The sequence below is a fragment of the Ruegeria sp. AK4 genome, assembly GCF_056541025.1.
The window spans coordinates 1-20,736 of record NZ_JBQFXS010000032.1; the positions used below are offsets into that span (position 1 = coordinate 1).

At 58.2% G+C, this 20,736-nt stretch carries 20 protein-coding genes; 14 read left to right on the plus strand and 6 right to left on the minus strand.

Going from position 1 to position 20,736, the window contains the following annotated elements; all coding sequences use genetic code 11:
* The 9 genes from ACR0EZ_RS24320 to ACR0EZ_RS24360 all read left to right on the plus strand — a co-directional run.
* Positions 1 to 215, plus strand: a 215-nt coding sequence (locus ACR0EZ_RS24320; protein ID WP_480617383.1) for an NAD(P)-dependent oxidoreductase, incomplete at its 5' end; no start/stop codon positions are given.
* The gene (locus tag ACR0EZ_RS24325) at positions 215 to 2,845 is read left to right on the plus strand and encodes a phosphoenolpyruvate carboxylase (RefSeq protein WP_480617384.1); all 2,631 of its coding nucleotides are present in this window, start codon (positions 215 to 217) and stop codon (positions 2,843 to 2,845) included. The genes ACR0EZ_RS24320 and ACR0EZ_RS24325, both read left to right, overlap by 1 nt.
* Positions 2,846 to 2,866: 21 nt before the next feature.
* Positions 2,867 to 4,162, plus strand: coding sequence for a serine hydroxymethyltransferase (glyA, locus tag ACR0EZ_RS24330; protein ID WP_480617385.1), 1,296 nt, complete (start codon positions 2,867 to 2,869; stop codon positions 4,160 to 4,162).
* 18 nt (positions 4,163 to 4,180) lie between these two features.
* A complete protein-coding gene (locus ACR0EZ_RS24335) occupies positions 4,181 to 5,158 on the plus strand; it encodes an HpcH/HpaI aldolase/citrate lyase family protein (RefSeq protein ID WP_170694303.1) in 978 nt (325 codons plus the stop codon).
* A 7-nt stretch (positions 5,159 to 5,165) separates the two neighbouring features.
* Positions 5,166 to 6,449 carry a glycerate kinase type-2 family protein gene (locus tag ACR0EZ_RS24340; RefSeq protein ID WP_480617386.1) on the plus strand — a complete coding sequence of 428 codons (1,284 nt, stop codon included), beginning with the start codon at positions 5,166 to 5,168 and terminating at the stop codon, positions 6,447 to 6,449.
* A gap of 109 nt (positions 6,450 to 6,558) precedes the next feature.
* Positions 6,559 to 7,809, plus strand: a complete 1,251-nt coding sequence (locus ACR0EZ_RS24345; RefSeq protein ID WP_480617388.1) for a sarcosine oxidase subunit beta family protein — start codon at positions 6,559 to 6,561, stop codon at positions 7,807 to 7,809.
* A gap of 13 nt (positions 7,810 to 7,822) precedes the next feature.
* Positions 7,823 to 8,110 (plus strand): sarcosine oxidase subunit delta, encoded by a 288-nt coding sequence (locus tag ACR0EZ_RS24350; protein WP_480617390.1) that lies wholly within the window; start codon positions 7,823 to 7,825, stop codon positions 8,108 to 8,110.
* Positions 8,107 to 11,049, plus strand: a complete 2,943-nt coding sequence (locus ACR0EZ_RS24355) for a sarcosine oxidase subunit alpha family protein (protein WP_480617391.1) — start codon at positions 8,107 to 8,109, stop codon at positions 11,047 to 11,049. Before ACR0EZ_RS24350 ends, ACR0EZ_RS24355 begins: the two co-directional genes overlap by 4 nt.
* Positions 11,042 to 11,602 (plus strand): sarcosine oxidase subunit gamma, encoded by a 561-nt coding sequence (locus ACR0EZ_RS24360; RefSeq protein WP_480617392.1) that lies wholly within the window; start codon positions 11,042 to 11,044, stop codon positions 11,600 to 11,602. Before ACR0EZ_RS24355 ends, ACR0EZ_RS24360 begins: the two co-directional genes overlap by 8 nt.
* Positions 11,603 to 11,611: 9 nt before the next feature.
* Here the strand turns inward: ACR0EZ_RS24360 and ACR0EZ_RS24365 are convergent, their stop codons facing one another.
* A complete protein-coding gene (locus tag ACR0EZ_RS24365; protein WP_480617393.1) occupies positions 11,612 to 12,481 on the minus strand; it encodes a GlxA family transcriptional regulator in 870 nt (289 codons plus the stop codon).
* Positions 12,482 to 12,539: 58 nt separating this feature from the next.
* On the opposite strand from ACR0EZ_RS24365, the gene ACR0EZ_RS24370 reads away from it, so the two are divergent.
* Both ACR0EZ_RS24370 and ACR0EZ_RS24375 read left to right on the plus strand, forming a co-directional pair.
* Positions 12,540 to 12,725 (plus strand): hypothetical protein, encoded by a 186-nt coding sequence (locus ACR0EZ_RS24370; protein ID WP_480617395.1) that lies wholly within the window; start codon positions 12,540 to 12,542, stop codon positions 12,723 to 12,725.
* Positions 12,726 to 12,756: 31 nt separating this feature from the next.
* Entirely contained in the window at positions 12,757 to 13,386 is a 630-nt protein-coding gene (locus ACR0EZ_RS24375) for an XRE family transcriptional regulator (RefSeq protein ID WP_170713352.1), read from the plus strand.
* Here ACR0EZ_RS24375 and ACR0EZ_RS24380 read toward each other — a convergent pair.
* The 5 genes from ACR0EZ_RS24380 to ACR0EZ_RS24400 are packed head-to-tail and all read right to left on the minus strand — an operon-like array spanning position 13,364 to position 17,717.
* On the minus strand, positions 13,364 to 13,861 hold the full coding sequence (locus ACR0EZ_RS24380) for a GNAT family N-acetyltransferase (protein WP_480617396.1): 498 nt from the start codon (positions 13,859 to 13,861) through the stop codon (positions 13,364 to 13,366). The two genes, ACR0EZ_RS24375 and ACR0EZ_RS24380, sit on opposite strands and share 23 nt — an antisense overlap.
* 18 nt (positions 13,862 to 13,879) lie before the next feature.
* Complete coding sequence (locus ACR0EZ_RS24385) at positions 13,880 to 14,947, minus strand: heme-dependent oxidative N-demethylase family protein (protein WP_353013980.1); 1,068 nt, start codon at positions 14,945 to 14,947, stop codon at positions 13,880 to 13,882.
* A gap of 13 nt (positions 14,948 to 14,960) precedes the next feature.
* Complete coding sequence (locus ACR0EZ_RS24390) at positions 14,961 to 15,923, minus strand: PDR/VanB family oxidoreductase (protein ID WP_170694312.1); 963 nt, start codon at positions 15,921 to 15,923, stop codon at positions 14,961 to 14,963.
* Complete coding sequence (locus ACR0EZ_RS24395) at positions 15,920 to 16,516, minus strand: dimethylamine monooxygenase subunit DmmA family protein (RefSeq protein WP_480617397.1); 597 nt, start codon at positions 16,514 to 16,516, stop codon at positions 15,920 to 15,922. The genes ACR0EZ_RS24390 and ACR0EZ_RS24395 overlap by 4 nt, the downstream gene beginning before the upstream one ends.
* A gap of 55 nt (positions 16,517 to 16,571) precedes the next feature.
* Positions 16,572 to 17,717: an aminomethyl transferase family protein gene (locus ACR0EZ_RS24400; RefSeq protein WP_480617398.1), complete on the minus strand. Its 1,146-nt coding sequence runs from the start codon at positions 17,715 to 17,717 to the stop codon at positions 16,572 to 16,574.
* A gap of 341 nt (positions 17,718 to 18,058) precedes the next feature.
* Here ACR0EZ_RS24400 and ACR0EZ_RS24405 point away from each other — a divergent pair, with 341 nt between their 5' ends.
* The 3 genes from ACR0EZ_RS24405 to ACR0EZ_RS24415 all read left to right on the plus strand — a co-directional run bounded on the left by ACR0EZ_RS24405 (position 18,059) and on the right by ACR0EZ_RS24415 (position 20,735).
* A complete protein-coding gene (locus tag ACR0EZ_RS24405) occupies positions 18,059 to 19,432 on the plus strand; it encodes an ammonium transporter family protein (RefSeq protein WP_170712938.1) in 1,374 nt (457 codons plus the stop codon).
* 11 nt (positions 19,433 to 19,443) lie between these two features.
* The gene (locus tag ACR0EZ_RS24410) at positions 19,444 to 19,659 is read left to right on the plus strand and encodes a hypothetical protein (protein WP_170694316.1); all 216 of its coding nucleotides are present in this window, start codon (positions 19,444 to 19,446) and stop codon (positions 19,657 to 19,659) included.
* A 146-nt stretch (positions 19,660 to 19,805) separates the two neighbouring features.
* Positions 19,806 to 20,735, plus strand: coding sequence for a class II glutamine amidotransferase (locus ACR0EZ_RS24415; protein ID WP_480617399.1), 930 nt, complete (start codon positions 19,806 to 19,808; stop codon positions 20,733 to 20,735).
* Position 20,736: the final 1 nt, after the last annotated feature.

Here is a 20,736-nt window from a genome sequence, read left to right on the forward strand (position 1 = left end):
AGTCGCTGTCTTTCGACATGATCGGCGGCGCGGCGCTGGATGTGTTCGACGGCGAACCGCGGATCAGCCCGGACCTGCTGCAGTGCGACAATCTAGTGATGTTGCCCCATCTGGGCAGTGCGACGCGCGAATCCCGCGAAGCCATGGGATTCCGCGTTTTGGATAACCTGAGCGACTTTTTTGCGGGCCGCACTCCGCGGGATCAGGTGATCTGATGCAAGCACTGGCGCGGAATATTCAGCCCACCCCGGAACCTTCGAATTATGCCGAAGGGTTGCGCTCGGAACTGCGAGTGTTGTGGCGGAACATTTTGCTGAAACGGGCGCCCCACGTGGCGACCTGGGCCGAGGCCACGCCGTTGCAACCCATCCCCACCGGACCTGAAGCAACGCCATACTTGCAGGCCCTGTCGATCTGGTTCCAACTGTTGCGCATCATTGATGAAAACGCAGAAGTCCGGGACCGTCGCCTGACCGAGACCCAAAACGGGGCCGAAGCGGTCGAAGGCGGATTCGCCGAGGTATTGTCTGACCTGTCCCTGACGGATCGCCAGACGGAAAAGCTGACCGCTGATCTGTGTGTCGGTCCCACCCTGACCGCGCATCCGACCGAGGCCAAACGGGTCACTGTACTGGAAATCCACCGTCGGATTTACCGCAACCTCGTCGGTCTTGAAACCCAACGCTGGACCCCGACCGAACGCGCCGAATTGCTGAATGGCCTGGAAGGTGAGATCGATCTTCTGTGGCTGACGGGTGAACTTCGCCTGACACGCCCAAGCCTGCACGATGAGATCGAGTGGGGGCTGCAATTCTTCCGGGATGCAATCTTTGACTCCGTCCCGCAGGTCATGGATCGGTTCGATCAGGCCTGCCTGCATGTGCTGGGCCAGACTCTGAACGAAAAACCGGATATCCGCTTTCACAGCTGGATCGGCGGCGATCGGGACGGCAATCCGAATGTCACGACAGAGATGACCGCGCTGGCTTTGCAACGCGGGCGTGAAACGGTACTGGACCTGTACCGTCAGGCCCTCGAACAGGCTGCAAGCAGGCTGAGTATCAGTGCACTCATATTGCCGCTGCCCGAGCTCAACAGGGCGCGCATACAAGAAATAACCGACCGGTCTCCGGATGCTGGCCGCAATCGAAACGAGCCGTTTCGGCAAGCTCTCAATGCCATTCGCCATCGGCTGACAGATGGCGGTTATGATCACATCTCACAATTCGTGAGCGATCTTGATGCGCTTGATAACGCATTGTGTGCGGTCAACGCCGATATTCTGGCGCGACGGCATATCCGTCCCTTGCGCCGTGCCGCGACGGTTTTTGGGTTCCGAACCACAACATTGGATATCCGCCAGAATTCGACCGTCACAACCGATGTTCTGGCCGAAATCTGGTCACAATCCGGGCAGGCTCCGGACTATGGTACGGCCGAATGGTCTGCCCGTTTGCGAACCGAATTGTCGGATCAGAACCTGCCTTATCAAAGCCGCGACGCGCTGAGCGATCAGGCACAGGAATTGCTCGCCCTTCTGGCGCTGGTCCACAGCGTGCGATCAGGGCCAGATCCCAAGGCAATCGGCCCGTTCATCCTGTCCATGACCCGTTCTGCCGATGATATTCTCGGCGTCTACCTGCTGGCCCGTTATGCCGGGTTCGGGTCCGAAACACTGGATATTTCGGTGGTTCCGCTGTTTGAGACGATTGCCGATCTGCGCAACGCCCCGGCGATCCTGCTGGATGTTCTGGGCGTTCCGCTTGCCCGCCGCAGCCTCAAAACCGACGGTAACGTGATCGAGGTGATGCTGGGATATTCGGACAGCGGCAAAGACGGCGGCTATTTCTGCTCAACATGGGAGCTGGAGCGAGCCCAACGCCGAATCGTGTCGGTTCTGGCCTCGCAAGGCTTCAAGGCCACATTTTTTCATGGTCGCGGTGGCTCGGTCAGCCGGGGCGGCGCACCTACCGGACGCGCCATCGCTGCGCAACCCAGTGGAACAATTTCTGGGCGGTTGCGCGTGACCGAACAGGGCGAGGTTGTTTCAACCAAATATGCCAACCGCGGTACGGCTGCGGCGCATCTGGAATTGCTGCTTTCAAGCACACTGCGCCATACCGCCAACCCCGGCGAATCCCCCTGCCGTCCCGAGTTCGACGACGCGCTGGATGCCCTATCGGAACTGTCGCAGACGGCCTATGTATCGCTTCTGCAGATGCCGGGCTTTCTGGATTATTTCCAGCAAGCCAGCCCGGTCGAAGAGCTTGCCCGCCTGAAAATCGGGTCCCGCCCGACCCGCCGGTTCGGCGCGGCCAGTCTGGATGACCTGCGCGCTATTCCATGGGTTTTTGCGTGGTCGCAGAACCGTCACCTGATCACCGGTTGGTACGGATTCGGCGCCGCCATGACCAGCTTTCGTAAATTCCGTGGCGCGCGCGGTGATGAAGTCTTGCAGGACATGTTCAATGATTCTCGCCTGTTCCGCCTCGCCGTCGATGAGATGGAGAAATCGCTCTATCAGGCGGATATGGATATCGCCGCACGATACAGCGAATTGGTCCCCGATACGGAGACCCGCCAACGCATCTTGCAGGCTATCAAAACGGAATACGACAGTGCCTGCAGCGCAGTGCAGTTTCTGACCGGCGGTCAGACCATCGGTCGTCGTTTTCCTCGTCTGTGCGAGCGGTTTGATCGTAAACGGGCCGAACTGGCCCGCATTCACGCGCTGCAAGTCGAACTGCTGCGACAAGCCCGAAGCGAGCCGCAGGCAGGATCGGTTCCTGTGCCTTTGCTGCAATCCATGAACGCTATTTCAGCTGGCCTTGGCTGGACCGGCTAACCCTTTACAGGAGGTTTCAACGTGAACGCCCCGCAACGCACCCAAGGTTTTTTCACCCAATCCCTGTCGGACCGCGACCCCGAGCTTTTCGGTTCGATCACATCCGAGCTGGGCCGCCAGCGGGATGAGATCGAGCTGATTGCTTCGGAAAACATCGTCTCTGCCGCCGTGATGCAGGCGCAGGGCTCGGTGATGACCAACAAATACGCCGAGGGCTATCCCGGACGGCGCTACTATGGCGGTTGCCAGTATGTCGATATCGCCGAAAACCTCGCCATCGACCGGGCCAAGCAGCTGTTTGACTGCGGCTTTGTCAACGTGCAGCCGAACTCGGGTTCTCAGGCCAACCAGGGGGTGTTCCAGGCGCTGATCAAACCCGGCGACACCATTCTGGGCATGAGCCTGGACGCCGGTGGACACCTGACCCACGGTGCCCGCCCGAACCAGTCGGGCAAATGGTTCAACGCGATCCATTATGGCGTGCGCAAACAGGACAACCTGCTGGACTATGATCAGGTCGAGGCGCTGGCAAAGGAACACCAGCCCAAGCTGATCATCGCCGGTGGCTCGGCCATCCCGCGCGTGATCGACTTTGCCCGCATGCGCCAGATCGCCGATATGGTCGGCGCCTACCTGCACGTGGACATGGCACATTTCGCCGGTCTGGTGGCGGCGGGCGAACACCCCAGCCCCTTCCCGCATGCCCACGTGGCCACGACCACGACCCACAAGACCCTGCGCGGCCCGCGTGGGGGTATGATCCTGACCAATGATGAAGATATCGCTAAGAAAGTGAATTCGGCGATTTTCCCAGGCATTCAGGGCGGCCCGCTGATGCATGTGATCGCCGCCAAGGCGGTGGCCTTTGGCGAGGCGCTACAACCCGCATTCAAAAGCTACATCCAACAGGTTGTGACCAACGCGCAGGCGCTGTCGGATCAGTTGATCAAGGGTGGTCTGGACACGGTGACCCACGGCACCGACACCCATGTGGTGCTGGTCGATCTGCGCCCCAAAGGCGTCAAGGGCAACGCCACCGAAAAGGCCCTGGGCCGCGCGCATATCACCTGCAACAAGAACGGCGTGCCGTTTGACCCGGAAAAACCCACAATTACCAGCGGCATCCGTCTGGGTAGCCCCGCCGGCACCACCCGCGGTTTCGGCGAGGTTGAATTCCGCCAGATCGCCGACTGGATCATCGAGGTGGTCGACGGTCTGGCCGCCAATGGCGAAGACGGCAACAGCGCCGTCGAGGCCAAGGTCAAGGCCGAGGTCGCAGACCTCTGCGCACGTTTCCCGATCTATCCGAACCTTTAGGACGAAGGACCCAAACCCATGAGTTTTCATTCCATTGACCAGGCCCCGGCCCGCCTGAACCGCAGCGAGCTGGCCGTTCCCGGCAGCCAGCCGGGGATGTTCGAAAAGGCCGCGCAGTCCGACGTGGACGTGATCTTCCTTGATCTGGAAGATGCCGTCGCACCGGACGAGAAAGAGCAGGCCCGCAAGAACATCATCCAGGCGTTGAACGACATCGACTGGGGCAACAAGACCATGTCGGTGCGCATCAACGGGCTGGATACGCATTACATGTACCGCGATGTGGTCGATGTGGTCGAACAGGCGGGCGAACGGCTGGACCTGATCATGATCCCCAAGGTTGGTACCGCCGCAGATGTCTATGCCGTCGACATGATGGTGACGCAGATCGAAGATGCCAAAGGGTACAAAAAGCGGATCGGGTTCGAACACATCATCGAAACCGCGCTTGGGATGCAGAATGTCACCGAAATCGCCGGGGCGTCGAAGCGCAACGAAAGCCTACATTTCGGTGTTGCGGACTATGCCGCTTCGACCCGTGCCCGCACAACCATTATCGGCGGCGTGAACCCGGACTATTCGGTTCTGACCGACGCGGACGCGGACGGCGGGCGCCTGACCCATTGGGGTGATATGTGGCACTATGCGCTGGCCCGCATGGTGGTTGCCGCCCGCGCCAATGGGCTGCGCCCGATTGACGGCCCGTTCGGCGATTTTCAGGACCCCGACGGGTATCGCGCCGCAGCCAAACGCGCCGCAGTTCTGGGCTGCGAAGGCAAATGGGCCATTCACCCCAGCCAGATTGCCTTGGCGAACGAGGTCATGTCGCCGTCGGACGCCGAGGTTGACAAAGCGCAGCGCATTCTTGTGGCAATGGCCGAGGCCGAAGCGTCCGGCAAAGGCGCCGTGTCTTTGGATGGTCGCCTGATTGACTATGCCTCAATCCGTCAAGCTGAAGTATTGGTTGAAAAGGCGGGTCAGATCGCTGCCGCATGAGCGCACTATGACTGGGCAATCCTCAATAAATCTGTGGGATAGCGCCGCAGCCATCTTCGCTGCGGCGGTCACCGCCGCAGATCCGGCGGTCTCGCTGCGCAGACGATTGCGGAGGGCACCATTTCCCGCACCAAAACAGGGCGGGCGCTGTATCCTTATCGCTGTTGGAAAAGCTGCGCCTGCCATGATGGCAGAGGCATTGCAACATGTTCAGGGCGACCACATCGCCCTGGCCGTTACACATGCTGAAAACCAGACCGATGTGGACGGAGCGACCGTGTTGACCTGCGCGCACCCCATCCCGGACGAACGCGGCCTGAAGGCCGGGAGACAGATCATCGCACTGCTCAAAGCAGCACGTGAGGAAGATCAGATTATAGCGCTGATCTCGGGCGGGGGATCGGCCTTGGTTCCCGCGCCTGTCAAGGGGTTGACCCTGTCAGACAAAATCACGGTCAACGAGGTTCTACTGTCTTCCGGGCTCGACATCGTGCGAATGAACCTTGTGCGTCAGCACCTGAGCCGAGTTAAGGGCGGTGGGTTCTTGCGACACGGCTCACCTGCCCCGGTCACGGCCTATATCCTGTCGGATGTGATCGGAGATGATCTGCGTGCCGTAGCCAGCGGACCGACCGCCCTTCCAATCGGAAGCCGCGCCGACGCCCGCAGAACCTGCACCGAGGCCGGTATCTGGCATCGGTTGCCAAAATCTGCCCGCGCCCATCTGGAACAAAACACTCATGAACAGGCCATAGCGCCTGAAGCAACCAATCATCTGATCGGATCGAACATGATCAGCCTTGAAGCGGCACATGCGTGTGCATCGCAGACCTATCGCACCGAAATTGCGTCTGACGCGTTGATCGGTGACGTGTCAGATGCCGCGGAACAGATTTTGCAAGCAATCCCGTCTGCCACTGCTGAGCGTCCAATCGCTCTGCTGTTTGGTGGTGAGACTACTGTACGCTTACAAGGCACCGGGCGCGGTGGGCGCAATCAGGAATTGGCATTGCGGGTCGCCCAACTGGCGGAGGGACGATCGATACCCGGCAACTGGGTATTTCTCAGCGGCGGCACGGATGGGCGCGATGGCCCCACCCCGGCGGCTGGTGCGATTGTGGATGCTGGGACGTTCGGCCGAATCCGCGCTTCGGGGCATGACCCTGCCGCCCTTTTGGCAAACAACGACAGTCACAAGGCGCTGACGTTGTCAGGTGACCTTCTGATAACCGGCGCGACCGGGACCAATGTTGCGGATATCCAGGTCTTGCTGCTTGGTACTGACACGTAAGGCGTTGTGAATTCGCCGGCCTTCAGGTCTGATTCAAAGCAATCGATGTCGGATTTGAGAGTATCAATTCAGATGATCTGCGTGGAATCTGACGAAAAAGGTCCGATCCATGCGATATTCTGGCTTCAAAGTCATCAAAGAGGCGCTTACCGGCCACAAAGGTTGGAAGCCCGCTTGGCGCGACCCTGAACCCAAACCGCACTATGACATAGTGATCATAGGCGGCGGAGGTCATGGTTTGGCGACGGCGCATTATCTTGCCAAGATCTATGGGCACCAAAAGGTCGCGGTGATCGAAAAGGGCTGGATCGGCGGCGGCAATGTCGGGCGCAACACGACCATCATCCGCTCGAACTATCTGCTGGACGGGAATGAGCCGTTCTATGAGTTCTCGCTGAAACTGTGGGAGGGTCTGGAACAGGACGTTAACTACAACGCGATGGTCAGCCAGCGCGGGATCATCAACCTGATCCACTCGGACGCGCAGCGCGACGCCTTTATCCGGCGCGGCAACGCCATGATCCTGAACGGTGCGGATGCCGAGCTGCTGGATGCCGAGCAGGTGCGCAGGGAATATCCGTTCCTGAATTTTGACGACGCGCGCTTTCCGATCAAAGGCGGGTTGGCGCAACGGCGCGGCGGCACCGTGCGCCACGACGCAGTGGCCTGGGGCTATGCGCGGTCGGCGGATGGTTTTGGCGTCGATATCATCCAGAATTGCGAGGTTACGGGCTTTCGCATCGAAGGCGGCAAATGCCTGGGTGTCGAAACGTCCAAAGGGTTCATCGGCGCGGGCAAGGTTGGCTGTGCCGTTGCCGGCAATTCGGGGCGGCTGATGGGGATGGCCGGTATGCGCCTGCCCATCGAAAGCCATGTGCTGCAGGCCTTTGTTTCAGAAGGGCTGAAGCCGGTTCTGCCGGGCGTCATCACCTTTGGCGCCGGGCATTTCTATGTCAGCCAATCCGACAAGGGCGGTCTGGTCTTTGGCGGCGATCTGGACGGATATAACTCCTACGCGCAGCGCGGCAATCTGCCCGTGGTCGAGGATGTCTGCGAGGGCGGCATGGCGCTGATGCCGATGATCGGTCGCGCGCGCCTGCTGCGGATGTGGGGCGGGATCATGGACATGTCCATGGACGGCTCGCCCATCATCGACCGGACCGGCATCGAGGGGCTCTATTTCAATGGCGGCTGGTGTTACGGCGGGTTCAAGGCGACCCCGGCCTCGGGCCATTGCTTTGCACATCTGCTGGCCAGGGACGAGCCGCACCCGACCGCAACCGCCTATCGCTTCGACCGGTTCCGCACCGGGCATATGATTGACGAAAAGGGCATGGGCAACCAGCCCAACCTGCACTGAGGGGAACAGCACCATGATCATCCACCACCCCTTGCTGGGCCCGCGCGACAGCTCGGAATTCGTCTATCTGGGCGACGCATCCCTGATCGCGCGCCCCGACTGGCAGGCCGAAGATGCGGCCGAGGCGTTTTATGACTACGCCTATCTGCGCGACAATCCCGCAGGGCTTCATCGTGAGTTGTGGTTTCACGAAGGCGGCGACCGGTCTTGGCTGGTCGTGACGCGCAACACCGTGACGCATGAGATTACAGACGTGGAACTGGCCCGTGACGTGGCCCGGGCACAGGGGCGTTCAAAATGACGCAAGACAACAGACTGAGCGGCGGTCAAATCGACCGCACCAAATCCCTGAGTTTCAAGTTCGACAACCGCAGCTACACGGCACATCCGGGCGATACACTGGCCTCGGCCCTGCTGGCCAATGGCCTGCGCCTGATGGGGCGGTCGTTCAAATACCACCGCCCGCGCGGCGTGCTGACCGCCGGGTCCGAGGAACCCAATGCCATCGTCGAACTACGCTCGGGAAATCGGCAGGAGCCCAACACCCGCGCCACAACGGTCGAGATGTTCGACGGGCTTGAAGCTCGATCGCAAAACCGTTGGCCCAGCCTGAAGTTCGACGCGCTGGCGATCAATGACAGGTTCTCGAATTTCCTGTCGGCCGGGTTTTACTACAAGACCTTCATGTGGCCGGCGTCGTTCTGGGAAAAACTCTATGAACCTATGATCCGCCGCGCCGCCGGTCTGGGCTCGCTTTCGATGCAAGAGGACCGGGACGAGTACGACAAGGGCTTCCGGCATTGTGACCTGTTGATCATTGGCGCGGGTCCGTCTGGCTTGGCGGCGGCGCTGACCGCTGGTCGGGCCGGGTCGGACGTCATCCTTGCTGATGAGGATTTCGCGCTTGGCGGGCGGCTGAACAGCGAGACATTTGCGCTGAACGACAACCCGGCTGACGAATGGGTGACACAGACAGTGTCTGAACTTTCTGCAATGCCGAACGTTCGCCTGATGCCCCGTACAACTGTCATCGGGGCTTTTGATCACGGCATCTATGGCGCGGTTGAACGTACCGGTGACCACATTGCCACTTTGCCTTCTGGCAAGCCCCGGCAAATCCTGTGGCGTATCTATTCCAAACGCGCCCTACTGTGCGCGGGCGCGACCGAACGACCCATCGCATTTGAGAACAACGACCGCCCCGGTGTCATGCTGGCCAGCGCGATGCGCACTTATGCCAACCGGTTCGCGGCGACAGCGGCGCAGCGCGTGGCGATTTTCACCAACAATGACGACGGCCATCGCACCGCCGCCGATTTGCATGCCAAGGGGGTCAAGATCGCGGCCGTGGTGGATGTTCGACCGGATGCGCCGATCAGCTACGAATACGAAGTGCTTGCGGGCGCGCAAGTCGTCGATACCAGGGGACGTCTGGGACTCAGCTTTGTCGAGGTCAAACTGGCCGATGGGTCTAAGCGCACGTTGGACTGTGGCGCGCTTGGCGTGTCCGGTGGCTGGAACCCAAACGTGCATCTGACCTGCCATCAGCGCGGGCGTCCGTCGTGGAATGAGGATCTGGCGGCCTTTGTCCCGGGCGCTGACCTGCCGCCCGGCCTGACAGTCGCCGGGGCGGCCAACGGAACGATGTCAACGCAGGGCGCGTTGCACACTGGTGCCCAGGCGGCGGCCGAGGCGTTGGACCTTGGCGCGCTGCCCGATCTGCCCAAGGCCGAGGATGCTCCCATCTCGCAAACGCCCTTCTGGTATGTTCAGGGCTGCGCCCGCGCTTGGCTGGATCAGCAGAACGACGTGACGGTCAAGGATGTGAAGCTCAGCCATCAGGAAGGGTTCCGCTCGGTCGAGCATCTGAAACGGTACACGACGCTGGGCATGGCGACCGATCAGGGCAAGACCTCGAACATGGGCGGTCTGGCGATCATGGCGGAACTGGCGGGGAAATCCATTCCCGAGACCGGAACGACGATCTTCCGCCCGCCCTATAGCCCCGTGCCCATCGGCACCTTTGCCGGGCGGATGAAAGGGCCCGAATTCCACCCGACCCGCCTGACGCCTTCGCATTACTGGGCCAAGGAACGCGGCGCGGTGTTTGTCGAGGTCGGCAACTGGCTGCGTGCGCAGTGGTTCCCCCTGCCCGGCGAGACGCATTGGCGCGACTCCGTTGACCGTGAGGTGCGCCAGACTCGCGCCTCGGTGGGCGTCTGCGATTGCACAACGCTGGGCAAAATCGACGTGCAGGGCACAGATGCGGCGGAGTTCCTGAACCGGATCTACTGCAATGGTTTCGCCAAGCTGGCTGTGGGCAAAACCCGCTATGGCCTGATGCTGCGCGAAGACGGCATCGCGATGGATGACGGCACCGCCGCGCGTCTGGCCGAGGATCACTTCGTGGTCACCACAACAACAGCCAATGCGGTCAAGGTCTATCAGCATATGGAGTTTGTCCGGCAATGCCTGTTCCCGGACATGGACGTTCAACTGATCTCGACCACCGAAGCCTGGGCGCAATATGCTGTCGCTGGTCCCAACTCACGCAAGCTGCTGCAAAAGATCGTTGACCCGGCATTCGACATCTCGAACGAAGGGTTTCCGTTCATGGCCTGCGGGAACATCACCGTGTGCGGCGGACTACGGGCGCGGCTGTTCCGGATATCCTTCTCGGGCGAGCTGGCGTTCGAAATCGCGGTTCCCTCACGCTATGGCGATGCGTTGATGCGGCGTCTTATGGCCGAGGGCGCAGAGTTCGATGTTGTGCCCTATGGCACCGAAGCTTTGAGCGTCATGCGGATCGAAAAAGGGCACGCCGCCGGCAATGAGCTGAACGGCACCTCCACGGCGCTGAACCTTGGTATGGGCCGGATGGTGTCAAAGAAGAAGGACAGTATCGGTTCAACCCTGTCCGAGCGCGAGGGGTTGAATGTGGCTGACGCGCTGAAAATGGTTGGCGTCAAACCCGTAAGTGCCGCAGACAAGATCACCGCCGGCGCGCATCTGATGGATGCATCCGGCCCGGTCGATGCGGCACATGATCAGGGCTATGTCACTTCGGCCGCGTTCTCGCCTTCGCTGGATCGTCACATCGGTCTGGGCTTTTTGAAGAACGGCGATGAGCGCCAAGGCGAAAAGATGCGCCTTGTGTCGCCTTTGACCGATCTGACTGTCGAGGTCGAGATCGTCTCGGCCCATTTCGTCGACCCCGAGGGAGAACGGCTTCGTGCATGATCTTGTTGCAATAACCGCCCTGGGCGGATCTGACCCTCGTGTTGACACGGTCGCAAGCGTCACCTGTACCGAGGTGCCCGCCGTTGCGCTGGCCTCGGTCGCGGCGCGTGCCGGTCGCGAAGACGCGGCCCGGACGGCGCTGGCCAAGCTGATCGGCGCATCGGCCCCCGATGTGGGGCAAGTCGCGGGCGACATGATCACGGCCTTCTGGACCGGACCGGATCAGTGGATGGTCGAGGCCCCGTTCGATACTCATGAAGAACTGGCGCATCTAACGAAAGACCGTGTCGGCGACACTGCGTCCGTTTCAGAACAGACCGATGCCTGGACTCGGTTCGATCTGGAAGGTGCAGACGTTCTTGTGGTTCTGGAGCTGCTATGCAATCTGGATTGCCGAAAAATGGGAGCGGGCGAGACGGCCCGCACTTCGATCCATCATCTCGGGTGCTATGTATTGTTCAGGTCCACTGCATCGTTTAGCCTGTATGGTCCTCGTTCTTCGGCCGGGTCTTTGCATCATGCCATTGTGGCGGCGATGAAATCCGCTCTTTGAGCGTCTCGCTCAGCTTGAAGGCAGCGGTGCGTTGTCTTCGACTCGGAAGCGGTTAATGCGGCGGCGGTCTTCGCTAGGGCTTAGCCCGAAGGCGGATCGGTAATGTGTCACTAATGGTGTGACCGAGCTAAAGCCGATGGCGGCTGCGATGTCGGCAATGGGGTCTTTAGTATAGACCACCATCTGTCGTGCCGCCTTCATGCGCATGGCGCGGAAATAGTGGCTGGGGCTTTGACCGGTCGCCTGTTTGAAGGCGCGCTCAATTTGGCGCGGCGTGACACCGGCCTGCTGTGACAGTTCGGCAATCGACAACGGATCGCCAATTCGGCTGGCGTATAGCTCAACGCATTTTGACACAAGCGGCGGCAGCTTTTCACCCGTGTCGGGCCTGCTGGTATCTGGAACCTGTTGGCGTACACCTTCACCTCGCATCAGCGGGTGCTGAAACCAGCAGGCCACCTCATGCGCGACATCACCACCCAGACGATCCTCGATCAGGTGCAGCGCCAGATCGAACGCGGCCGCAGCCCCCGCTGCGGTATAGCGAGAGTTGTCCGTTACAATAACCTCGCGCCGGGCGTCCATGTTCGGAAACTCGGCCTCAAAGGCCGCCTCGTAACACCAGTGAACCGACACCGGATGACCATTCATGACGCCTGAGCGGACCAACGGAAACACGCCTGCGCTGATCCCGCCCAGAATTGTTCCGTGGCGCGCCAGCATGCGTAATGCTCCATCACCCTGGGTCGGATTCTGAAACTTTGAAGTCGGGCTGCTGAGCAGGAACAGAATATCAATCGACTGGCAGTCGGACAGGTCGCGCTCAGCCTCGAACCGGACATTGGCGCTAGATCTGACTTTGCCCCCGTCTTCCGTCACCAATGACCAGCAAAATGCCTCTTGTCCCGCTATTTCATTTGCCGCTCTCAAAGGTTCAATGACCGAAGTCAAGCAGGCCATCGGAAATCCGTCGAACAACAAGAATCCAATCTCGTTACATTTTTCTACCAGCATGATTATTTTACTATCAGGAAAAATAGGTGCTATGATAGCCCGAATTGGATTGGCTGAAACGGCGCAGCTGCTTGCGCCGTTGGTTCGGAAAAGTGTAGCAAGGCATTGAAGGCGAAACATTGAAAAAACGCGACACAGAAATGGTGGGAAATCTGACTCAGGATCCGCATTCCGTTCGAACGAGTGAACGTGAAAAGGTGCTCGAAGTAGCGATTGGCCGCGAGGTCCGAGCCTTTCGTAAACAGCAAAACATCACCGTCGCTGAAATGGCCCAACTGACAGGATTGTCAATCGGCATGTTGTCGAAGATCGAAAACGGCAACACGTCGCCCTCTCTGACGACGCTGCAATTACTCGCCGACGCACTTTCGGTTCCTCTGACCAGCTTCTTCCGCCAGTTCGAGGAACGCCGGGAAGCCGTTCACACAAAAGCAGGCGAGGGTGTAGAGCTTGAGCGCGAAGGAACCCGCGCCAATCATCAATACAATCTGTTGGGTCATATTGGCGCCAACGGGTCAGGCGTGATTGTCGAGCCGTATTTGATCACGCTCACCGCAGAATCCGATGTCTTTCCGACGTTCCAGCACGGTGGGATTGAAACAATCTACATGTTGGAGGGAGAAGTCGATTATCGCCACGGAGAAAAGAACTATCCATTGAAACCCGGCGACACCCTGTTTTTTGACGCGGATGCCCCGCATGGACCAGAGAAACTGGTCAGCCTGCCGGCAAGATACATTTCTGTGATTAGCTATCCGCAGACAAATTGACCGGCTTGCGCATCAGGAAATCGGTGGGTTTATCGTAACCTTCGTGCGTTCCCGTACTCACGATCGTGAAACCAAGGCGTGAAAACACGCGATGATTCTCGGTGAGTTCGATACGGGTTTCCAACTCAAGCTCGGGCAATTCAAGGGCCGCGGCCCGACGCGCGGCATGGTCGACCATCGCCGAACACAGGCCCTGCCCGCGCATCCGCTCGTACACCGCCAGTTTTCCCATATACAGCCTGCCAGACTTTGGCATTAGGAACATGCAGCCAATAAGCGGACGGCCAATAACCCAAATTTCACCCCCGGCATGACAATGTGCCTGCATACCTTCAACAGTCAGCCGATGGACGGAGGACGGTGGGTCGATCCGGCCATCCATGTATCGGAACGAAGAACGCAGTAAGGCTAATACGTCATACACGGCAGAGTCGTTGCCGAGTACCTGCCAAATTGTCTTGTCCGGACCAGTCATGACCGCCGCGATACCCGTTTACTTTGACAAAGGCGGTTCCGTTTCCAGATCCGGCCACACACCCGGTGAGGTTGGAAGACCGTCGTCAAACTGGCTGAGGTAGTCCAGCATCATTGGACGGTTGTCGATAAACCCTTTGTAGGTGGCCAACTCAACCGGAAGATCGCGGATAACACGATGCAAGCGGCGACCCCATTTCGGTACCGTCATCAGATCCTGAAAACTGCACAGATAACAGCGAATCGGAAATACCAGCGCGTTGGACCGTGGCAACCGGAAGAAGGTCTGTAGCTCAACCCGAAGATGCTGCTTGTGAGCGATGTTCTCAGGCGTCAACGTAGTCTTCTGAATACCCCATTTGTGATAGTTCTCCGGGCTGGTATCCAGCAAAGGATTCACTGTCATCGTCCAGTTCAGACGACGCGCCGGTGCCCCTTGCTGAATGTTCAGCAGGAATTTCAGCGCGCGCTTGAAAATTCCCATCTCATGGGCTTTCGGAACTGGCGCATGCCATTCGAAAAAGTTCATGCCGATGTCGAAATCCAGGCTCCAGTCTGCCTGGGTCGTTACCATCCCGGCATCCATCCACAACATCTCATCCCGCTGATCCAGCACAGCGAAATCGCCCTGTGCCTGTCGCGTGATGTATTCCATCGGACCGTATGGCAGGGTGGTTTCGTCCATGAAGGTAAAACTGTGATCAATGCCTAGCGGCTTGTTAATCCAGCGCCACTGATTGCCGTTGCGGTGCAGCTCGAACAGGTCAGGGTAGTCTTCCGACTTGCTGACCATGATCAGTTCCAGCAGGTCCCAACCCGCCAAGGTCATATGCGGCAGTGACTGACAACGCAGAGGGTCTTGATCCAGAACGATGGCCCGGTCTTTCATTTCCGAGACATAGTGTTCGTCTACATCGAACCGCATTTCATAGACCGAGCCCTCGGGTCCGCCCCTGTGCTGCTCCATGTTGACCGAATACATATAGCTGTCTTCGTGAAACGGGAAAGGAAAGCGTTTGATCGCCCATTCCGAGTTGTGGAACGTATAGTCGTCGCGGAAGGACTCGTCGTTGAATTGAATGGTCATGTTGGGCCTCCTCTCAGCGGTCCAGCACGAGGGACTGGCCCTCGAAACGCGATACGCAAGGCATGATTTTCTTGCCTGCTGCCTTTTCTTCGTCCGTCAGCCAGTGATCGCGATGAACAAAGTTTCCGTCGTGATCCAGCACAACGGTTTCGCATTGACCACAGGCCCCGCCACGGCACAGATACGGCGCATCCACGCCTTCGCGTTCGATGGCTTCCAGCAGGCTTTCGTTCTCACCCACATGAATGACCTTGTCCGATGTTGCCAAGCGCACTTCGAACGGTTTGCCGGGCTGCGGTGCCAGAAACTCTTCGTAATGCACGCAATCCTCGGGCCAGCCTTCGGCAGCAGCAGTGCCGCGCACCCAATCGATCATGCCTTTGGGGCCGCAGACATAGACATGCGTGCCCAAAGGTTGCCCGCTCAGCAGGTTTTTCAGATCGATCTGTTGATTTTGGTCGTCATAGTACAGATGTGTTTCGTTTGGATGCCTGTCTGTCAGTTGATCGGCATAAGATGCCAACGCATTGTTACGGCACGCATAATGCAGTTCCCAATGACCGTGCAGAAGTTCTAGCTGTTTGATCTGCGCCAGAAACGGGGTGATACCGATGCCACCGGCCAGAAACAGGTGCTTGCGGGCCCGCAGATCAAGCGAGAACAGGTTGACCGGATAGCTAATGGTCATTTCATCGCCCAGTTTGACCTGGCGGTGCATGAACAACGAGCCACCCCTGCCCTGATCGTCGCGCCGGACCGAGACGGTATAAGACGACTGATCAAACGGGTCGGACATCAGGGAATACGGGTTAAGCCGCGTGATACCACCGTCCTGCATTTCGACAACAGTATGCGCTCCGCCCGAAAAGGTCGGCAACTGACCACCATCAACGCGTTCGAACCGGAATCGCGTCACCAATTCGTTTAAAGGGGTGATTTCGGTCACTTTGACCTGAATTTTCTCGGCACCACTCATTCGTAAATCCCCTTCGGCTCAGGCACATTACCATGGTCCTCGGCATCAACGCGGACACCCTGATAAGCGGCAAGACGGCGGGAATAGTGGTCGCGTACAAACAGATTTAGCCCACAGTGCGCGCAGATAAACGGATCGACCTCGACATCTTCGGTGACGCCTTTGCAATGCACGCATTGCATCCGGCGCGCGACCGAGCCGCGGTGTTCGGTCTGAATCGCAGTATGCGGAAGACCGACGGCCATCACCTCGTTCATGGCCTGCCCCATCATGCCCTCGGTGCCGGTTAGATAGACCTGCAATCCCATATGCGCGTCCTCTAACACGCGGCGAATACGGTGCAGCGCGGCTGAATAAGACGGACCTTCGTAGAATTGCGCAGGGTTCAGCGCCTGCAGCTTTTCCGAGAAATCCGTGCCTTTTGGGATAAAGATCAAATGGGTTTTAGCCATCAGATCGGGTGTCGCTATGTCAAGGATGGCTTCGGCCCCTTCGGCCTCAGCGATCATGAGGTGATGTTCGCCCGGGCGAACCTCTAGCGTTCCCCAGACCGGGCGGCTTGCGATTGACTTGGGAAATTCGAACTTTGACATTGTGCCCTCAAACAGGAAAAGGGCGCCACGGTGTGCCCGTTGCGCCCCCTGAAACTCAGCCTTTTGCGGTTCTGATCGATTTGTCCTGATCGTAGAACGGCATCTCTTCCGCAGTCGCCGCTATTTCTGTCCCATCGCCGTTGCGGACCGTCAGCTGGGTGCCGGGTGACGCGCAGGCAACCGGCATCCGCGCGATACCTACATTGTGCCCATTGATTTCGGAATACATGCCGAAGGTGACAACACCGACCTTTTCGCCGTTCTGCAGCAGGTCAGCACCCTCTTCCGCCGGTGTGGTGCCGTCCAGTTTGACACCATAGATCTTGAACCGTTCTTTGCCTTGCGAGGCGTAGTGGTTCTCGGCGCCGATAAATCCGGTCTTGCCCGGTGAAACTGTGAATTCCAGACCCAGCTCCCACAAAGTATCGCCGCAGGTTTGGTCGTCGAATGGATAGGTTTCCGAGTTGTCCCCAGGATAAAACAGCAGGTAGCTTTCGGTGCGCAGCAAATCGAGCGTCGAGAACTGGACCGGAACAATGCCCATGTCCTTGCCTTCGGCAAGGATGTTGTCCCACAGATGCACAGCGTGCTTGGCCTGGCAGAAAATCTCATACCCGCGCTCGCCGGTATAACCGGTCCGCGAAATCATCACCGGGCAGCCATAGAGTTTGGTCTGCATGATGCCAAAATAGGCCAGTTCCCGGATCCCCGGAACGTGTTTGGCCAGGAAATCCACCGCTACCGGACCCTGCAGCGACATGTCGTGCATATCATCGTCAAAAATGACCGAACAATTCTTACCAGCGGCCACCGATGTCAGCTGTTCCATCCCTGTCCCGGTGCCGTGCACGACAAGCCAGGTGTTCACCGACAGGCGGTAGATGATGCAATCGTCGACAAACTTACCTTCGGAATTCAGGATCGACGCATAAGTCGACCGGCCCGGCATGATTTTTTCCACATTCCGCGTAGTGACACGGTCAATGACATAAGCCGCATCTTCGCCGACCACATGAACCTTCTTCAGACCTGACACATCCATCAGCCCTGCCTTGGTGCGGATCGCCTCGTAATCTGCTTTTGCGCGTTCCGGGCTGTGGTCATAGAACCACGCGGTTCCCATACCGTTCCAGTCTTCCAACTCGCCGCCGATCTCGGCATGGCGCTGCGCAAGGGCGGACGTCCTCCAAAGAATGGCCATTGTTCAGCTCTCCCGTTGATTGCTTTTTGTTGACCATATTGAGGCCGAAGTCGGATCGAAAATCAACACCTCTGTGCAGATTTTTTTCCTGTTGGGAATATTAGCCTGCAATTTTCGCACCCTGGGTAGGGTGCGCGAGAGTTACATAAGTGCTTATTTATCAACGCTATAGCCACTTGGCTGGCATCAAAAAACCTGCGCGAATTACTGGTCTTAAAGAGGTTTGCCCCACATATCTATTGACAGGTCGTGAATGAAATTGTCCCCTGAGTGCATAATTATTCCCGGCAGGAAATTTCTCGCAGAAAGACCTCCTGCTGCAACAACAGGGAGACTACGAAGTGGATGGTAATCTAAATGCACTCACGACGGTCTTTACCGAGTTCTATTACTGGGTAACGGTCGTATTCATGTTCCTCATCCATGTGGGCTTTTGCATGTACGAGGTCGGTGCCAGCCGTGCCCGTAACCATATGCACACATTGATGAAAAACATCATGATCATCCCGCTGGTGACGGTCACGTTCTTCTTCTTCGGCTGGTGGATTTACTGGGCCTTTCCGAACTTTCCGTTCTGGGGCGGTTTAGATACTGAAGCGGGCGCTGCAAATCTGCCATGGGCCGACACCATGGCGACCAATCTGGGCGACAGAATCACCGGCGTCTTCTGGGCGGCGTTCCTGCTGTTCTCGTGGACGGCAGCCTCGATTGTATCTGGCTCTGTGATCGAGCGGATTAGATCTTCGGCCTTGTGGGTCCATGCCGTGATGATTGGTTCAGTCTGGTGGATCATCGACGCCGCGTGGGGTTGGCACTACGGCGGTTGGATGGTGCGCGTTCTTGGGTACCACGATGCTTACGCATCCGGGGTTATTCACGCAATCGCAGGCGGTTACGCACTTGGGGTGATCATGGTTCTGGGTCCCCGCCTAGGCAAGTTTGCCAAAGACGGAACCCCGCGGGATATTCCGCCACATAACCCTTGGCTACTGACAATCGGGATATTCCTGATCTACACGGGTTTCTGGGGCTTCTATGCCGCATGCAATGTTCCCGCGATATCTCCGGAAGCAATTGACGGTCAGATTACGGGCGTCACGTGGACTGCGACCAATATCTATCTGGCTCCGACCACGCTGTCCGCGATTACCTTCAACTTCCTGATGTCTCTGTCTGGCGGGTTGATGGCAGCGTATGTTGTTTCCAAAGGTGACGCGTTTTGGACGTTCTCGGGCGGACTGGCCGGTATTATCACTGCATCTGCGGGTAACGATCTTTATCACCCGGTGCAGGCAATGATCATCGCCGCGATCGGTGTCGTGATCGTGTACAAGCTGCACTATTGGGTCGAGCGTCGGTTCAAGCTGGATGATGCCGTTGGTGCCGTTGCTGTGCATGGTTATGCAGGATTCGTTGGCCTGGTGATTTCTGGCTTTGTCCTGTGGGGCGTACCTTCTTCGCCATATGAAGGCTATGCAACGATCAACCCGGTCGGCCAGATCACCGGCGCGGTCATCATGTTCTTTGTTCTTGGCTTCTTGCCTGGTTGGATTCTTGCGAAAATCCAGTCGGCCGCAGGTGTTCTTCGAATTCCGGAAGAAGTCGAACTTCAGGGCCTCGATTACGCTGAACACCATGCCTATGAGGACGCCAAAGCCGCGATCATTGCAGCCGACAAAGAAGAATTGGCTGCGCGTGGCGTAGCAGCTAAGTAAGGGAGAAAGATATGTCTACAAATGGATATACAAACTGGGCCGTGGATCTGGCCGAAGTCGGACCAATCTATCCCTTCCAAGGTTACGAAGTTCTGATGGTCATTGTGGGCGTCGTATTCTGGATCGGCTGGCATCGCATCCAATTTATCCGAGAAGGTGAACACCTCGAGAAGGCCCGCCACACTGGCGACGAAGAAAAAGTGAAAGCACAGCTGGAACGATACTGATCCGGCTTTGAAAGCTGGCAATGGGCATAAATCTAAATTCTTGCCCATTGCCTCTCAGGAAAATTTATTTCCTATGATTATTGATGTCCGTTTGAATTGTTGGTACCGTAGAATCATAGCGAAACACACAAGGAGATCTGCCAGCCATGTGCGGAATTGTTGGGTTATTCCTCAAAGACCAGTCTCTTGCGCCCCAACTGGGCAATATGCTGACAGACATGCTGATCACGATGACGGATCGCGGCCCCGACAGCGCGGGGATAGCGATTTATGGCGAGGAATCAGGTGGTAAGACCAAGGTGACACTGCAGTCGCCCAATCCCAAGGACGACTTTGCCGATCTAGCCGAAGAGCTGGGGCAGCACTTGGGCGTGGTGGTAAGCCAGACTGATAATGACACGCACACTGTGCTGGACGTTCCGGCCGGGCAGTTTGAAGCGGCACGGGTCGCGTTGGCAGAAATCCGACCTTCAGTCCGGATCATGAGCCGAGGTGAGATGCTGGAGATCTACAAGGAAGTAGGCCTCCCCAAAGACGTGGCCGCGCGCTTTGACATCAGCAGTATGAGCGGCACGCATGGTATTGGTCACACGCGCATGGCTACAGAGTCTGCCGTGACGACGATGGGCGCGCACCCGTTCAACACTGGGCCAGATCAGTGTCTGGTTCATAACGGCTCGCTGTCGAACCACAATTCATTGCGCCGCAAACTGCGCCGTGAAGGTGTAGTGATCCAAACTGAGAATGATACCGAGGTTGGAGCCGCCTATCTGACCTGGAAGATGATGAACGGGGCCACCTTGGGTGAGGCGCTGGAAAGCAGCCTTGAGGATCTGGATGGCTTCTTCACCTTTGTCGTCGGCACCAAGGATGGGTTCGGCGTGGTCCGCGATCCGATCGCCTGTAAGCCTGCGGTGATGGCCGAAACCGATCAATACGTGGCCTTTGGCAGCGAATACCGGGCGCTGGTGAACCTGCCGGGTATCGAAGAGGCCCGCGTCTGGGAGCCGGAGCCAGCGACGGTTTACTTCTGGTCCCACAATGACAGCCCCTCGACCAACGAAAAGGCCGCATAAC

Coding starts and splice junctions, on each gene's coding strand:
- ACR0EZ_RS24325 (WP_480617384.1), top strand. CDS start 215: ATGCAAGCACTGGCGCGGAATATTCAGCCCACCCCGGAACCTTCGAAT.
- ACR0EZ_RS24335 (WP_170694303.1), top strand. CDS start 4,181: ATGAGTTTTCATTCCATTGACCAGGCCCCGGCCCGCCTGAACCGCAGC.
- ACR0EZ_RS24340 (WP_480617386.1), top strand. CDS start 5,166: ATGACTGGGCAATCCTCAATAAATCTGTGGGATAGCGCCGCAGCCATC.
- ACR0EZ_RS24345 (WP_480617388.1), top strand. CDS start 6,559: ATGCGATATTCTGGCTTCAAAGTCATCAAAGAGGCGCTTACCGGCCAC.
- ACR0EZ_RS24350 (WP_480617390.1), top strand. CDS start 7,823: ATGATCATCCACCACCCCTTGCTGGGCCCGCGCGACAGCTCGGAATTC.
- ACR0EZ_RS24355 (WP_480617391.1), top strand. CDS start 8,107: ATGACGCAAGACAACAGACTGAGCGGCGGTCAAATCGACCGCACCAAA.
- ACR0EZ_RS24370 (WP_480617395.1), top strand. CDS start 12,540: ATGACCGAAGTCAAGCAGGCCATCGGAAATCCGTCGAACAACAAGAAT.
- ACR0EZ_RS24375 (WP_170713352.1), top strand. CDS start 12,757: ATGGTGGGAAATCTGACTCAGGATCCGCATTCCGTTCGAACGAGTGAA.
- ACR0EZ_RS24380 (WP_480617396.1), bottom strand. CDS start 13,861: ATGACTGGTCCGGACAAGACAATTTGGCAGGTACTCGGCAACGACTCT.
- ACR0EZ_RS24385 (WP_353013980.1), bottom strand. CDS start 14,947: ATGACCATTCAATTCAACGACGAGTCCTTCCGCGACGACTATACGTTC.
- ACR0EZ_RS24390 (WP_170694312.1), bottom strand. CDS start 15,923: ATGAGTGGTGCCGAGAAAATTCAGGTCAAAGTGACCGAAATCACCCCT.
- ACR0EZ_RS24395 (WP_480617397.1), bottom strand. CDS start 16,516: ATGTCAAAGTTCGAATTTCCCAAGTCAATCGCAAGCCGCCCGGTCTGG.
- ACR0EZ_RS24400 (WP_480617398.1), bottom strand. CDS start 17,717: ATGGCCATTCTTTGGAGGACGTCCGCCCTTGCGCAGCGCCATGCCGAG.
- ACR0EZ_RS24410 (WP_170694316.1), top strand. CDS start 19,444: ATGTCTACAAATGGATATACAAACTGGGCCGTGGATCTGGCCGAAGTC.
- ACR0EZ_RS24415 (WP_480617399.1), top strand. CDS start 19,806: ATGTGCGGAATTGTTGGGTTATTCCTCAAAGACCAGTCTCTTGCGCCC.